The organism is Halomonas halophila, from assembly GCF_030406665.1.
Taxonomy (GTDB): Bacteria; Pseudomonadota; Gammaproteobacteria; order Pseudomonadales; family Halomonadaceae; genus Halomonas; species Halomonas halophila.
The window spans coordinates 1,112,527-1,127,713 of sequence record NZ_CP129121.1 but is presented as its reverse complement, the minus strand read 5'-3'; the positions used below and the strand labels follow the sequence as shown (position 1 = coordinate 1,127,713).

Below are 15,187 nucleotides of genomic sequence, written 5' to 3'. Positions count from 1 at the left end.
TTCTGGAGGACGCATGGAGATTCGTCAGGCGATTCACAGCGAACATGCCAAGACCCTGGATACCCAGGGCCTGCGCGACCAATTCCTGATCGAGGAGTTGTTCGTCAACAACCAGCTCAAGCTGGTGTACAGCCATATCGACCGCATCATTGTCGGCGGCGCACAGCCCGTCGAGGAGCCGGTGGTAGTGCCCGCTTCGCTGGGCAAGCAGACCGGCACCGACTACTTCCTCGAGCGCCGCGAGCTCGGCACCATCAACATCGGCGGCCCCGGGGCGGTCGTCGTCGACGGCACCCGCCACGAGATCGGCACCCACGAAGGACTCTACATCGGCAAGGAAAGCCGGGATGTCCAGTTCGAGAGCACGGACCCAGCCACCCCGGCGGCCTTCTACATGGCCTGCGCCCCGGCTCACCAGGCTCACCCGACACGCAAGGTGACCCTGGAGGATGCCTCGCCCCAGACCCTCGGCGACACCGCCAACAGCAACAGGCGCACCATCTACAAGTTCCTGGTGCCGGACGTGCTGCCCACCTGCCAGCTGCTGATGGGCATGACTCGGCTCGAGGAAGGCAGCCTGTGGAACACCATGCCTTGCCATACCCATGAGCGGCGCATGGAGGCCTACTTCTACTTCGACATGGCCGACGACAACCTGGTCTTCCACATGATGGGCGAGCCCCAGGAGACCCGGCACCTGGTGGTGCGCAACCGCCAGGCCGTGCTGTCGCCGAGCTGGTCGCTGCACTCCGGCGTCGGCACCGGCAGCTACACCTTCATCTGGGCCATGGTCGGCGAGAACCAGACCTTCCCCGACATGGACCATGTCGCCATGGCGGACCTGCGCTGAACCGCGAGGAGGACCCATGAGTGCATCGCTTTTCGACCTGAGCGGCAAGACCGCCATCATCACCGGCTGCAACACCGGCCTCGGCCAGGGCATGGCGCTGGGACTGGCCGCTGCCGGCTGCAACATCGTCGCGGTCAACCGCCGCGCCCCCGAGGAGACCCAGCGCCGCGTCGAGGCACTGGGCGTGGGCTTCCTGGCCGTGGACGCCGACCTGGCCAGCACGGCACCGATCGACGACATCCTCGCCCAGATCGAGGCGCGCTTCGGCGGCGCCGACATCCTGGTCAACAACGCCGGCATCATCCGCCGCGCCGACAGCCTGGAGTTCACCGAGCAGGACTGGGACGAGGTCCTCGACGTCAACCTCAAGAGCCTGTTCTTCCTCTCCCAGGCCTTCGCCCGCCGCTGCATCGACGGCCGGCGTCGGGGCAAGGTCATCAATATCGCCTCCATGCTGTCATTCCAGGGTGGCATCCGGGTGCCCTCCTACACCGCCTCCAAGAGCGGCGTACTGGGGCTGACCCGTCTGATGGCCAACGAGTGGGCGGCCCGCGGCATCAACGTCAATGCCATCGCCCCCGGCTACATGGCCACCAACAATACCGAGGCCCTGCGCCACGACCCCGAGCGCAGCCGCGAGATCCTGGGTCGCATCCCGGCCGGGCGCTGGGGAGATCCCGAGGACCTGGCCGGCGCCGCGGTCTTCCTGGCCTCCTCCGCCGCGGATTACGTCCATGGCCATACCCTCGCCGTGGACGGCGGCTGGCTGGCACGGTAAACGCCATGCCCCGTCACCAACGCATGACGCGGCCCGAAGGCCGCGTCATGCGTTGCACGGAGGAAGACGACTCAGGCCGTCTCGGCGACACCGGCAAAGGCATAATCGTGGAATCCCAGACCATCGGAGATACGCATGCCAGCCCGGTGCAACAGGCGCACGTATTCCGCCCGTTTCTGCTCGTCATAGCGCACCACCGGGAACGACAGGCTGAGCGCCGCCACCGCATGGCCGAAACGGTCGAACACCGGTACCGACAGGCAGCGTACGCCGAGCTCGGCCTCCTCACGGTCCTCGGCAACCCCTTCCTCACGAATCGACGGCAGCTCGTCCATGACGGCCTCGACGCTGGCCAGAGTGTGCTGGGTATGCGGCACGAAGTCGATCGTCTCCAACACCCCTCTCGCGCGCTCCGGCTCCATCCAGGCCAACAGGGTCTTGCCCATGGCGGTGGAGTAGACAGGGTTACGACGACCGATGCGCGACTGCATGCACAGGTTGTACTGAGAATTGTACTTATGGATGTACATGATCTGCCGGGGATCGTCATCAAGAACCCCCAGGTGGATAGCCTCGTGGGTCGCTTCGGAGAGATTGCGCATCTCGGCATCGGCCAAACGGGTCAGGTCCACATTCTGCAGCGCAGTGGCTCCCAACTCGAAGAGCTTGAGAGTCAGCGCATACTTCTCGGACTCCTCCTCCTGGGTCACATAGCCCAACTCCTTCATGGTCTGCAGAAAGCGATAGGCGGTGCTCTTCGACATGAAGGTGCGCTGGGAAAGCTCCGAAAGACCGATATCTCGCTGCTCGGCCAGCCCCTCGAGGATCGAGAACACCTTCATGACGGCCGCCACATTGTCGGGTTTTTGCGATGTAGCCATAACCCTCAGCACCTCGTTTCATAAAAATCGGAATATCGGTCTAAATTTAACGCAAAACGTCTTCCCTCGCTACTCCCTCCCATGCTTCGGCCCCCAAGACACCAAACGACTATCGACCAAAGTCTATTAGGAACGGCGTTTCAATTTTATTGGCACTTCGATACATTTTATTTGGAGCAACATGCCGAAAAGAAGATGGCGCCCACGCTGGTACGCCAGGAGCGCCTGCTCGGACAACCCACAAGAAACAACAATGGAGACGACATGCGAGCCACCCACACGTCGAAACGCGTCACCGGTGCCGCCGCGACCTGTTTGGCACTAACCATGACGGGGCCTGCCGTAGCCGCCGAGAACATCCTGACGATGAAACTCGAGCACACGACCAATGACCATGCGCTGACCTTGCCCAAGATCGCCATAACTCGCGTGTTCGACGACACTTCGTCGCTTACCCTGGAAAAATCCTGGTTCTGGCAGGAAGACGTTCACGAGAGCGGCTGGCCTAAGCATGATGAAGGTTTCGTCAACTATTCCCTGCCCCGATGGACATTTGGCAGCCAGGAGCAATGGTCGCTGACGCCACAGATTGGCGCCAAGTTTCGCTCCAACGTGACACGCGCCCTGGCCGCTCTCAAGCTCGGCTATCGGGGAGAGGGCTGGAGCCTGTCGGGCCGATACCGTTACGAGCACGAGACGACTCACGAAACAGCCGTCGAAGGACGCGCTGGGCGTATCGACCTCTACGCCAGTTATGCTATCGCTGACGACTGGACGCTGCTCTATAACCCCCACTACCACTTCAAGCAGGAAAGCGACTCTCCCGATTTCGGCAGCGGTGACCGCGATTATATGGAACACGAGTTCCTGGCCTTTCATAAGCTGAATGACCACAACACCGTCTTCGGTGGCTATATTCGTCGCGCCCGGAACAGCAGCCAGTCCGCCACCGACCCTAACCAGCGAGTCAACTCATGGCTAATCGGCTACCAATACAAGTTCTGATCTCAATCGAGCCAGGGAAGGGGTATCCCCTTCCCTGAAATTCATGAGATGGACGAGAGGAAGGTGACATGATACGAGACATGAATCACTTTAAATCCTCCGCTCAATGAGGAAGTCAGAATGGTACACATGCGCAGCCTTCTTGACAGGTTCATTCAGGCCGTTTGCTGTGGACTTTTTATCGTCATGGTGGTAGCGGCAAGCTGGCAAGTCATCAGCCGTTATGCCCTCAACAGTCCCAGCACGATATCGGAAGCCTTCCTTCGCTTCTCGCTGGTATGGCTATCAATGATCGCCATCGCGTATGTAGCGGGGCGACGTGAGCATGTGAGCCTGACCTTGCTGACGGATAGGCTAAGTGGAATCTGGAAAGCCACTCTGGATATGTCCATCGAGATCCTGTTCATCGCGTTCGCCGGTTTGGTGATGATATATGGCGGTGCACAGGCGGCCTCCAACACCATGAGCCAAATCTATCCCATGCTGGAAATACCCAAAGGTTTCCTCTATCTATCGCTACCAGCTTCTGGCTCCATTATCGTGACTTACTGCCTGATGAACTGCCTTGATCTTTTTCACGCCTGCCACCTATCCAGGAGTCAATAATCATGATCTTGGATGCCGGTTTAGTATTGATCTTATCGTTTCTCGGACTCCTGATCGCCGGAGTTCCCATCGGAATCTGCATCGCTGCCTCATCAGCGGTAACGGTTCTCCTGGCACTTCCTGTCGATGTCGCCATCTTCACCACGGCACAGAAGATGGTCTCCAGCCTCGACAGCTTCACCTTGCTGGCGGTGCCCTTCTTCATACTCTCGGGTGTGCTGATGAATAATGGTGGCATAGCCCTAAGACTGGTCAATTTCGCCAAGTTGTTTAGTGGAAGAATTCCTGGCTCACTGGCCCATACCAATATCGTGGGCAACATGATGTTCGGGGCCATCTCTGGCTCGGCAATCGCCGCCTCGACATCCATCGGTGGCGTCATGGTTCCCATGGGGGAGAAAGAAGGCTATAGCCGGCCCTTCTCGGCATCTGCCAATATCGCCTCGGCACCGACAGGCATGTTAATTCCTCCGACGACCGCCTTCATTCTTTACGCCCTGGCCAGCGGTGGCACCTCTATATCCGCCCTTTTTGCCGGGGGACTCGTCGCGGGTTGTCTATGGGGTGGTGGTTGTATCCTGGTGGCCTACCTGATCGCCAAGTCCCGGAATTATACGACGAAGCTGAACCTGCGGGATAGCTCGGTGCAGGCGGTTATCGCTCAGGCCATGCCCAGTCTGATGCTGATCGCAATCATCATCGGCGGCATCGTCTTCGGCATCTTCACCGCGGTCGAGGCATCGGCCATCTCGGTCATCTACACCATGTTTCTGACGATGGTCGTCTATCGGACCATCGACCTCAGAGGCCTCCTGGTCTCGTTGATCAAGGCAACCGAGACTACCGGCGTCATCATGTTTCTTCTCGCCGCGTCCTCCGCGATGTCGTTCGCCATGTCCATCACCGGCCTACCCGCCGCCCTGAGCGACGCGATCCTTGGACTCTCCGACAACCCGGTCATCGTCCTGCTAATCATCACGGCCATGTTGCTGATCATCGGCTGCTTCATGGACATCGGGCCGGCGATATTGATCTTCACGCCAATCCTGCTGCCGATCACCTCGGCAATCGGCATCGACCCGATACACTTCGGCATCATCATGGTATTCAACCTCTGCATCGGCACCATCACCCCACCCGTGGGAACGGGACTCTTCATCGGCGCCGGAATCGCCAAAGAAAAAGTCGAAAATTTATTACTCCCACTTCTTCCATTCTATTTGGTGATCCTGGTGACGCTGCTACTGATCACCTACATCCCATCGATCACGATGTTCCTTCCCCGCGCCATGGGGCTTTGAAACACATCAAATCCACACCCATACGTGAGAAAGACATGAAAACATTCAGCGTTAGCCATAGCCCACTGCTCAGGCAGGAAGAACGCTTCATCAGTCAAGGTGACGTAAAAAGACTGATCAAGCGGACCATCGACAACTTGGTCAACATCCAAGATGACACAGGAGAATTCCTGCTCCACCTTGACGATGGGCGTACGATCGATACCAAGGGGTGGGCCGGCTGGGAGTGGACTCATGGCATCGGCCTGTATGGCATCTACAGATACTATGAGCAGACCGGCGACACCGAGGCATTATCCATCATCGACGACTGGTTCCATGACCGGTTCCAGGAGCGCTTGGCTACCAAAAACGTCAATACTGTGTGCCCATTTCTGACCCTCGCCTACCGATACGAGGAAACGGGTCGCAAGGAGTGGTTGCCGTACCTGCAAGCCTGGGCCGACTGGGTCATGCATGATATGCCTCGCACCGACAAGGGTGGCCTTCAACACGTCGTCTACAACAGCGAAAACCACCAGCAGCTGTGGGATGACACCCTGATGATGAGCGTGCTTCCCCTGGCCAAGATTGGACGACTGCTCGGCCGTGAAGACTACGTCGAGGAGGCAAAGTACCAGTTCCTGATCCATGTGCAGTATCTGATGGATCGCGAGACAGGAGCCTGGTTCCATGGCTGGACATTCGACGGTCACCATAATTTCGCCAAAGCCCGTTGGGCGCGTGGCAATAGCTGGCTGACCATCGTCATCCCCGAGTTCCTTGAGCTCCTCGATCTACCGGCCCGAGATCCCTTTCGTCGCTACCTGATTCAGGTCCTGGAATCACAGGTCGAATCGCTCGCCACATGGCAAGAAGATTCTGGTCTCTGGCACACACTGCTCGATGACCCCTCCTCTTATCAGGAGGCGTCGGCCACGGCCGGTTTCGCCTACGGCATCCTCAAGGGTATTCGGATGAGATACCTCGATGCCACCTACTACGAAATGGCGGAAAAGGCCGTTCAAGGGGTAATCGACAACGTCAATGAGGACGGGGAGATAGCGCAGGTCTCGTTCGGCACTGCCATGGGCGACGACCTTGACTACTACCGGGATATCCCACTGACATCCATGCCCTACGGACAGGCCATGGCCATCCTATGCCTTTCCGAATACATGAGAACGTATCTCTGATTTTCTCTTCGATTGGAGAGAAATGATGCTCGAACCAACAAGACAAAACCAAAGAGTCGACCATGAACACGCCACATCACGCCAAGACCATCCTGGCTGCAGCCATCGCTACCCTGTCGCTGGTGTCCGTCTCGTCACAGGCCGATGACAACGTCAATCTCAAGCTGGCCTATTCTCAGAACTCTCAACCTGTCAAGGATGCCTTGGCCAGGTTCGGCGAACTCGTGGAGGAGAAATCGGATGGCTCTATCACGGTCACTTATTTCCCGGACAGCCAGCTTGGGGGAGAGAGCGAACTGGTCGAGATGTTACAGACGGGCGCCATCGATATGACCAAGGTATCTGGGGGCCTGATGGGAAGTTTCTCTCCTCTCTATGAGGTCTTCTCCATGCCTTACTTGTTCGATGACCAGGATCACTTCTACAGAGTCATGAAGAGAGAGGCCATCATGGGTGACGTCTATCAGTCCACCCAGGACCAAGGCTTCGTCGGTGTGGGCTGGTACGACTCTGGCCAGCGCAACTTCTACACCGCGGAGACCCCGGTCGATGAAGTTTCGGATCTAGCGGGCAAGAAGATACGGGTGATGCAGAGCCAGACCGCGGTCGACACCATGGAGCTGCTGGGAGCCTCACCTGTCGTGATGGCTCAGGAAGAAGTTTATACGGCCCTCCAGCAGGGCATTCTGGATGGTGCCGAAAACAACGAATTCGCTCTTACCACGGCGCGTCATGGCGAGGTAGTCGGTCATTACTCCCTGGATGGTCACACCCGTATTCCCGATATCATCCTGTTCAACAGCAACACTCTCTCCAGGCTGTCGGATACCCAGCGTGCCGCCGTCATGGAGGCTATCGAGGCATCGACCGAGTTCCAGACCGAGCGCTGGTCGGAGGCCGTCGCGGCGGCGCGTGATCGGATCCGCAACGACTTCGGCGTCGAAATCAATGACGTCGATATTGCACCCTTCCAGGAGGCCGTTCAACCGATGTACGACCGTCTTCAGGATGAGCCAGAGAAATATGCGCTCTATCAACAGATCAAAGAGTTGAGCGACAAGTAACCCCACGACCGAGGGCGGCCCGTTCCACTCGGCAGCCCTCGGTCACTTTCCATGGCATGGGCTCACTTTGAGTCATGCATAGCTGTCGAGAATGCCGTCAGTCGATGCGACAACGTATGGGCTCACTTCGACCGCAGGCATCGCTAGCCACCTAGTCACAAGCCAACAGGAGGAAAACGTGAACATTGGCATTAGGGCACACGATCTGGAGACACAGCCCCTTGACGATCTGGTCGCGGACATCGCGCGACGCGGGCTCGGTTCGGTCCAGTTGGCGCCGAGCAAGTCATTCGACATTCCCACCCCACCCGGCAGCCTCACCCCCGGCCTGGCTCATCGTATCGCCAGTGCCTTTCGTCGCCAGGATGTGCAGATCGCCGTGCTGGGATGTTATGTCAATATCATTCATCCCGACCCGGATGAGAGACGCAGCGCCTTGACTCGCTTCAAGGAACACCTGCGCCACGCCCGTGACTTCGGCTGCGGCATCGTGGGCACGGAGACCGGCAACGTCAATGCCGATATCGTCTATACCGAGGACAATTTTCGCGAGGCTCCCTTGCAAGCGGTCATCGAGAGTGTCAGGGAGCTGGTCGAGGAGGCGGAATGCTTCGGCGTGATCGTCGGCATCGAGCCTGGGGTCAACCACCCCGTCTACTCTCCCGAGACCGTGACGCGACTGCTGGACAGCGTGGATTCTCCCAACCTGCAGATCATCTTCGATCCGGTCAACTTCCTCACCATCGATAACTACGCACGGCAGCGGGATATCTTCCGCGAGGCGCTCGACTCATGGGGGGATAGAATTGCCGTGATGCATGCCAAGGACGTTCGCATATCGGATGGCGCTCTACGACCCGCTGCCGTCGGCCAGGGCTTGCTCGATTATGCCTTCCTGTTCGAGTGGCTGGCCCCTCGCAAGCCGAATCTCAACGTCATCCTGGATGAGGTCGAGCTTGTCGATCTCGAGGACGTCATGGCTTTCCTGAATCGCTTCCAACCCGACTTCGCCCGACTGTAATCGAAGGTGGAGGCGGCCACTGTCTTGTCATTGCCCCCTGACGCGACGCCAAGGGAGCCCCAGACTGGAGCACTTCTGCGCCCCAGTCTGGGCTCGACGACGGTCGGGCAGGCTCAAGACCAGAGCGTGGCGCCGACCAGCGTCAACGCCAGGATCATCAGCGAGACCAGCGCCTCGCCCAGGGTGTAGGTCTTGAAGCCACCGCGGACGCTGAAACCGGCAAGCTGGGTGGTGATCCAGAAGCCACTGTCGTTGACGTGGCCGATGCTGATGCCACCGGACAAGGCAGCCAGCGCGATCCACAACGGGTCAACGACGCCCGTCGATGCCGCGCCAGCCATGATGGTCATGGCGGTGATGCCGGCGACGGTCCCCGATCCCTGGGCGATGCGGAAAATGGCGGCAAGGGCGTAGGTCAGCAGGACCATCCCGAGCGCCGACTGGGTCTCCTGGAAGAGGCTGTCGACCAGCATCTGGCCGATCTGGGTGGTCTCGATCACCTTGCCCAGAGAGCCGCCCGCGCCGGTGACCAGCAACACGACGCCGGCGGTCTGCAGACCGCGCGAGGCCGAATCGTCCCGGGCCTGACGTCCCATGTCTCGCGCCGCAACCGCATAGGCCGCCAGGGCGCCGGCCATCAGGGCGACGATACGGTCACTCAGAAAGGCGATGAACGCGGGCAGTTCGTCGCCCGCCACCAGGCCCAGTTGCTGACAGTAGTCGTAGACGGTGCCACTGAGGATCAACAGGATGGGCAGGGCCACCGGCGTGAGGGCCATCCACAGCGGGATATCGGGGATCTCCCGACGGCTGTCGTCTTCCGGCGCCTGCTGGGCCACGCCCATCTCATCCTTGCGCTGATTCCAGATCCCGCAGTCCAGCAGCAGGAAATAGAGTTTCATCACGATCAACGAGGTGATGAGTCCAACGCCCAGGCCGGCGAAGGTCATGACCCCGATATCGAAGTCCAGGATCGTGGCGGCGGCAAGAGGGTTGGGCGTGGGCGGCACGATGGTATGCGACGTCGCGGCCCCGATGACCAGGGCACCGATGGCATAAGGCAGCGGCTTGCCCAGCGTTCGGGCCAATGCCACCCCGAGCGGTACCAGGATCACGAAGGTGACGTCGAAGAATACCGGGATCGACAGCAGGAAGCCCGTCAGCCCCAGCACATAGAGCCCCGCACTGCGCGGCGCACTCGCCACCAGAGTGTGGGCGATCTTGTGGGCCGAGCCCGAGTCGCTCATCAGCTGGCCGATGATCACGCCGAAGCCGATCGGTAGCCCGATTCCGGCCATGATGCCGCCGAAACCACTGCTGATGGCATCGACCGTGCCGGTCATGCCCAGCTGCATGGCGAGCCCCAGATAAAGGCTGCCGATGATCAGGCTGATGGCGGCATTCAGCCTGAGGTAAAGGATCAGTAGCAGGATCAGGGCGATGGCGATCGCCAAATGCAATATTTCCATATCCGTGGTGCTCCAGTGATGCGTTATTGGCGTCCCATGGCAACAGGGAATCCCGCCCTCGCCGGACTGGCGAGGGCATGAGAACGTGTATCGAGTGATCGGGAAGTGCCGCGATGCCGGCGATCCCGGGGCGGTTATTCTGCGGTAGGCGCTCCGGCCGCGGCGGCGTGGTCTTCCCTGCCCATCCACAGCGGCGTGACCGCGAACCAGACGACCGTGACCACCAGCATGGCCCACTTCATCGCCGTTTCACCCATGGCGTCGACCAGGTAGAGCACGGGGAACAACACGGTCAATACCGGCATCGCGATCGAGATGGTCTGAAGCAGCTTGCGCATGGGGTTACTCCTTGCTCGAGGCGTTCGTGGCGATGGGAGACGCGCTGCCGGCCACCCGGATTCCCTCGCTGGCAGGGTGAGCGCTCGATCGCTGAGCCATCAGGCTCAGGCCGATGAACAGCGCCGCGGCGATGAACCAGCCCGGCAGGGCGACGAAGAAGATCTCGATCTCGGCGAACTTCACCAAGAACAGGCAGATCGCCAGGGTGATCAGCCAGGTGCCTAGCACCGGATAGGTGATCCGGCGACCGGCATACTCGGCATAGAAGCTCTTGAGCCCCAGCTTCGGCAGCACCCAGAAGTCGATGAAGATCACCGCGCCGATCGGCATCAGCAGCAGGCCATAGAGCGCCACGAACCCCAGCAGCTGCATCGCCACGCCCGGGAACATCGCCACGAAGGTGGTCAACAGGCCGGTGCCGATGGTCACCTTGAAGCGGGAGACCCGGGGAATCACCGCCTGGAAGGCCAGCCCGGCGCGGTAGATGGTCGGGTTGGCGGTGGTCCAACCGGCGATGATCACGCAGATCAGTCCCGCAACGCCCAACGCCTGATCGGCCAGGGGCCCGGGCAACGGATTGGGGATCTGCCCGGCCTCTGCCGCGGCGATCATGGCGCTGTCGGAGGTCAGCCCCGCCTCATACATCTGGAACGCGAACAGCATGGAAGCGGCCAGCCAGGCCATGAAGTGGCCGACGTACATACCCGCCGCCGAGGCGATGCTGTACCAGCTCTTGCGGGCGAAGCGCAGCACCGAGAGGTCGGACATGCCGACGTGCATGGCCATGTTGGCGAACCAGGCGAAGAAGATCACATGCCAGATCGAGAAATCCGGCTGCCCGGGCACCTGCACCCCGGTCCAGATCGCCGTCTCGGCCAGCGCCCACAGGTCGGCGGGAGATCCCCCCCCGGTGCCCGTGGCATCGATGAACCACTTCAGCGAGACGATGCCGAAGCCCAGGAAGATCAGCACCATCCAGGGTGCGGCGATATTGGCGAACCAGGAGACGAAACGATAGCCGTAAGCGGCCACCAGGGTGATGACGATGCCTACACCGAGCACGCTCAGCACCCAGCCGACGCTGTTGGGCATCAGATCCGAGAGCGTCGGCAGCGGGAAGCCGAACCACACCCCCACGGCCGTGGCGGACACCGTGATCATGGCCCCGGCCAGGAAGCAGAAGGCCAGGCCGTTGGCCAGGTTGTAGAGGATCACGGTATAGCGACCGGCGATCTTCTCGAGCTGATAGTAGAGCGTCAGGCGTACTCGCGTGGCGATGGGTGCGGTAAGCAGCAGCCAGCTCAGCACCGCCAGGGCATTGCCGATCAGCAGCCCCATGACCACGTCGAAGGCGGCCACGCCCGCCAGCACGAACAGCGGCCCGATCATCAGCTCGGTGCCGGCGGTATGCTCGCCGGCGTACATGCCGAGAAAGCTCTTGAAGCCCATCCGCGCCTGGCCGGGGACGGGATGTCGTTCGTATTCGCCGCCGACGGCGGGGGTCTCCCCCGCCGCCGACGCCTGCATGTCGTCACTCATGGCGTGCACCTCTCGTTATTGTTGGGAAGGCGGGCCCTCAGGTCTCGAGGTAGACCACATGGCTGTGGGTGTACTCGTAGAGGCCGTGCTTGCCGTCGGCACCGCCGATGCCCGACTTGCGCACCCCGGCGTGGAAGCCCTGCATGGCCTCGAAGTTCTCGCGGTTGATGTAGGTCTCGCCGTAGTCGATCTCGCGGCAGGCTCGCATGGCACTGGCCAGGTTCCGGGTGTAGATCGACGAGGTCAGGCCGTAGTCGGAGTCGTTGGCCAGGGCGATGGCCTCGTCCATGTCCTCGACCACCTGGATCGGCAGCACCGGGCCGAACACCTCCTGGCGCATGATCTGCATGTCCTGCCGGCAGCCGGTCAGCACGGTGGGCTGGTAGTGGTAGCCGCGGGGTTGGTCGCCGAGGCCGCCGCCGGTGACCAACTCGGCGCCGTCGGCCAGCGCGGTCTTGACCATGGCACCGACCTTGTCGAGGCCTGCCTGGTTGATCAGCGGGCCCATCTCGACGTCGGGCTGGGCCAGCGGATCGCCATAGGTGGTCGCCCCCATCGCCTTGGCCATGCGTTCGATGAACTCGTCGGCGACGCCGCGCTGCACGTAGACCCGCTCGGCACAGTTGCAGACCTGGCCGCTGTTGATGATGCGCGAGCCACGGATCGCTCGGACCGCCTGGCCGATATCGGCATCGTCGAGGACGATGGCCGGCGCCTTGCCGCCCAGCTCGAGATTGAGCTTGGTGATGTTGTCGGCGGCGCTGGTCATGATCCGCGAACCGGTGGTGACGCTGCCGGTGAAGCTGATCATGTCGACCTCGGGGCTGGCGGTCAGGGCATTGCCGGTGGTGGCACCGCTGCCGCTGACCACGTTGAACACCCCCGCCGGCAGGCCGACCGTGTCGAGCAGCCTGGCGAACTCGAAGCAGTTGTTGGGGGTTTCCTCGCTGGGCTTGATGACGATGGTGTTGCCGGTCACCAGCGCCGGCGCCATCTTGCGGGCGATGAGGAAGAACGGGAAGTTCCAGGGCAGGATGCCGGCCACCACGCCGAGCGGCTTGCGGAACAGGAAGATGTTCTCGTTGGGGCGATCGCTCTCGATGATCTCGCCCTCGATGCGCCGCGCCCATTCGGCCATGTAGTCGAGGTAGTCGGCGGTGAAGTTGACCTCGGTCTCGGCCAGCGCCGTGACCTTGCCCTGCTCCTGGGTGATGATGCGCGCCAGGCGCGGCACGTCCTCGCGTATCTTCGCGGCGATCTGGCGCAGGTAGGCGGCGCGCTCGACGGCGGGCCTGGCCGCCCAGGCCTTCTGGGCGCCACGGGCCGCGGCCAGGGCACGCTCGACGTCCTCACCGCGCGACTCGGGTACCCGCGACAGCGTCTCGCCGGTCGCGGGGTTGAGGACCTCGAGGTGCTCGCTGGCCGACTCGAAGGTGCCGTTGATGTAGTTCTGGTAGACCGGTTGCTGGCTGGACATGACGGAGTCTCCGTTGGCGTTGTTGGCGGATGTGATGCGTGTCGGCCTCAGTACAGGCGCGAAGGCGCAGCGGCCTCGCCCTGCTCCCGGTAGCGTCCCAGGTTGGCGATGGCGGCCTGGCGCAGCAGGCTGATGTCGATGCCCACGGCGATGAAACGACAGCCCTGAGAGGCGTAGTGGCGAGCGTCGTCCTCCTGGGGCGCCAGGATGCCCACCGCCTTGCCGGCGGCCTGGCCCACGCGAATGACATGGGCGATCTGCTCCTGCACCGCCGGATGCCCCGGATCACCGGGATAACCGAGGTTGATGGACAGGTCGGCGGGACCGACGAACACCGCGTCGACGCCCTCCACGGCGGCGATCGCCTCGGCGTTCTCGACGCCGAGCCGCGACTCCACCTGGACGATCAGGCACAGCTCCTCGTGGGCGGTGGCCAGGTAGTCGGCGACCCCGTCCCAGCGTGTCGCCCGCGCCAGGCCGCCGCCGACGCCGCGGATGCCGTGGGGCGGGTAGCGCATGGCGCGCACCAGCGCCTCGGCCTGCTCGGCGCTCTCGACCATCGGCACCATCAGGGTCTGGGCCCCGATGTCGAGCAGTTGCTTGATCAGCGCGGGATCCTGGCTGACGGTCCGCACCACCGGCGACGTGTCATAGGGCGCCACGGCCTGCAGCTGGGCGAGGACGGACGGCACGCTGTTGGGGGCATGTTCGCCGTCGATCAGCAGCCAGTCGTAGCCGGTGGTGGCACAGATCTCGGCGGCATAGCCGGTGCCGAAACCGGCCCACAGGCCGAACTGGGTGTCCGCCCGGGTCAGGGCGGCCTTGAAAGCGTTGGGGGGCATCTGCATCGGGTGTCCTCGGCGCGCGGCCAGCGAATGAGCAAAGGTAAGACGTGTCGACAGGCTTACTGCAGGTTGACGAACATCCCGCCGTCGACCAGCAGCGAGGCGCCGGTGACGTACTGCGACATGTCGGAGGCCAGGAAGACGATGGGCCCGGCCAAGTCGTCCGGGCGCCCCAGGCGCCCCAGCGGGGTGCGGCTGGCCATGTACTCGCGCTTCTCGACGTCGGCCAGGTCGTCCTTGTTGATGTCGGTCTCGATGGTGCCGGGCAGCAGCGCGTTGCAGCGGATGCCGTAGGGCCCCAGGGCGATGGCGCAGGATTGCATCAGCGACAGCAGGCCGGCCTTGGTCGGCGTGTAATGCGTCTGCATGCCGCCGCCCACCAGGGCGCTGATCGAGCTCACGGCGATGATCGCACCACCGCGCCCCTGTCGCTTCATCTGGTTGGCGGCCGCCTGAACGGCGAAGAAGGCGCCGTTGAGGTTGGTGTTGACCGTCTCCAGGTAGAGTTCCTTCGGCATGTCGAGAAAGGCGTGGAAGGGGCAGATGCCGGCGTTGTTGACGAAGACGTCGACGCCGCCGAAGTGCTCCACCGCCGCCTCGACGAGCCTGTCGCCGGTATCCGGATCGCCGGCCGGAGCACCGACGGCACAGGCGCGGCGGCCCAGCGCCTCGATCTCGGCGATCAGTTCCTCGACGGCAGGACGGCTGGAGGCGCTGCCGCTGTAGCCGATGACCACGTTGGCGCCCTGGCGGGCGCACTCCAGGGCGGCGGCCCGCCCGATGCCACGTGAGGCGCCGGTGATGATGACGGATTTATCGTTGAGCAGCATGACGGGC

15 protein-coding genes are annotated in these 15,187 nt (G+C 62.0%); 8 read left to right on the top strand and 7 right to left on the bottom strand.

Features of this window, described 5'->3' with window-relative positions:
* The first annotated feature begins 13 nt into the window (after positions 1-13).
* Both kduI and kduD read left to right on the top strand, forming a co-directional pair.
* A complete protein-coding gene (gene kduI / locus QWG60_RS05085) occupies positions 14-850 on the top strand; it encodes a 5-dehydro-4-deoxy-D-glucuronate isomerase (protein ID WP_046079049.1) in 837 nt (278 codons plus the stop codon).
* Positions 851-866: 16 nt separating this feature from the next.
* Positions 867-1,628, top strand: a complete 762-nt coding sequence (gene kduD / locus QWG60_RS05080) for a 2-dehydro-3-deoxy-D-gluconate 5-dehydrogenase KduD (protein WP_146908344.1) — start codon at positions 867-869, stop codon at positions 1,626-1,628.
* A 71-nt stretch (positions 1,629-1,699) separates the two neighbouring features.
* Here kduD and kdgR read toward each other — a convergent pair whose 3' ends face one another.
* A complete protein-coding gene (gene kdgR / locus QWG60_RS05075) occupies positions 1,700-2,509 on the bottom strand; it encodes a DNA-binding transcriptional regulator KdgR (RefSeq protein WP_046079051.1) in 810 nt (269 codons plus the stop codon).
* Positions 2,510-2,704: 195 nt separating this feature from the next.
* Between kdgR and QWG60_RS05070 the strand changes: the two genes are divergently transcribed.
* The 6 genes from QWG60_RS05070 to QWG60_RS05045 all read left to right on the top strand — a co-directional run bounded on the left by QWG60_RS05070 (position 2,705) and on the right by QWG60_RS05045 (position 8,681).
* On the top strand, positions 2,705-3,514 hold the full coding sequence (locus QWG60_RS05070) for an oligogalacturonate-specific porin KdgM family protein (protein WP_161796808.1): 810 nt from the start codon (positions 2,705-2,707) through the stop codon (positions 3,512-3,514).
* A 120-nt stretch (positions 3,515-3,634) separates the two neighbouring features.
* Positions 3,635-4,120, top strand: coding sequence for a TRAP transporter small permease (locus QWG60_RS05065; protein WP_046079053.1), 486 nt, complete (start codon positions 3,635-3,637; stop codon positions 4,118-4,120).
* A gap of 2 nt (positions 4,121-4,122) precedes the next feature.
* Positions 4,123-5,421: a TRAP transporter large permease gene (locus QWG60_RS05060; protein WP_146908341.1), complete on the top strand. Its 1,299-nt coding sequence runs from the start codon at positions 4,123-4,125 to the stop codon at positions 5,419-5,421.
* Between the two features lie 35 nt (positions 5,422-5,456).
* Positions 5,457-6,596, top strand: coding sequence for a beta-galactosidase BglB (gene bglB, locus QWG60_RS05055; protein WP_146908338.1), 1,140 nt, complete (start codon positions 5,457-5,459; stop codon positions 6,594-6,596).
* A gap of 62 nt (positions 6,597-6,658) precedes the next feature.
* Positions 6,659-7,660 (top strand): TRAP transporter substrate-binding protein, encoded by a 1,002-nt coding sequence (locus tag QWG60_RS05050; RefSeq protein ID WP_046079056.1) that lies wholly within the window; start codon positions 6,659-6,661, stop codon positions 7,658-7,660.
* Between the two features lie 178 nt (positions 7,661-7,838).
* Entirely contained in the window at positions 7,839-8,681 is an 843-nt protein-coding gene (locus tag QWG60_RS05045) for a sugar phosphate isomerase/epimerase family protein (protein WP_146908335.1), read from the top strand.
* Between the two features lie 113 nt (positions 8,682-8,794).
* Here QWG60_RS05045 and QWG60_RS05040 read toward each other — a convergent pair whose 3' ends face one another.
* From QWG60_RS05040 to QWG60_RS05015, 6 genes are all read right to left on the bottom strand, one after another.
* Entirely contained in the window at positions 8,795-10,150 is a 1,356-nt protein-coding gene (locus QWG60_RS05040; protein ID WP_046079058.1) for a GntP family permease, read from the bottom strand.
* Between the two features lie 134 nt (positions 10,151-10,284).
* Positions 10,285-10,488 carry a hypothetical protein gene (locus QWG60_RS05035; RefSeq protein WP_146908332.1) on the bottom strand — a complete coding sequence of 68 codons (204 nt, stop codon included), beginning with the start codon at positions 10,486-10,488 and terminating at the stop codon, positions 10,285-10,287.
* A gap of 4 nt (positions 10,489-10,492) precedes the next feature.
* Positions 10,493-12,028: a purine-cytosine permease family protein gene (locus QWG60_RS05030; protein WP_202020699.1), complete on the bottom strand. Its 1,536-nt coding sequence runs from the start codon at positions 12,026-12,028 to the stop codon at positions 10,493-10,495.
* A gap of 37 nt (positions 12,029-12,065) precedes the next feature.
* Complete coding sequence (gene aldA, locus QWG60_RS05025; RefSeq protein WP_146908329.1) at positions 12,066-13,505, bottom strand: aldehyde dehydrogenase; 1,440 nt, start codon at positions 13,503-13,505, stop codon at positions 12,066-12,068.
* A 47-nt stretch (positions 13,506-13,552) separates the two neighbouring features.
* Complete coding sequence (locus tag QWG60_RS05020) at positions 13,553-14,353, bottom strand: HpcH/HpaI aldolase family protein (RefSeq protein WP_046079061.1); 801 nt, start codon at positions 14,351-14,353, stop codon at positions 13,553-13,555.
* Positions 14,354-14,409: 56 nt separating this feature from the next.
* Positions 14,410-15,180 (bottom strand): SDR family NAD(P)-dependent oxidoreductase, encoded by a 771-nt coding sequence (locus tag QWG60_RS05015; protein ID WP_046079062.1) that lies wholly within the window; start codon positions 15,178-15,180, stop codon positions 14,410-14,412.
* Between the last annotated feature and the right edge of the window lie 7 nt (positions 15,181-15,187).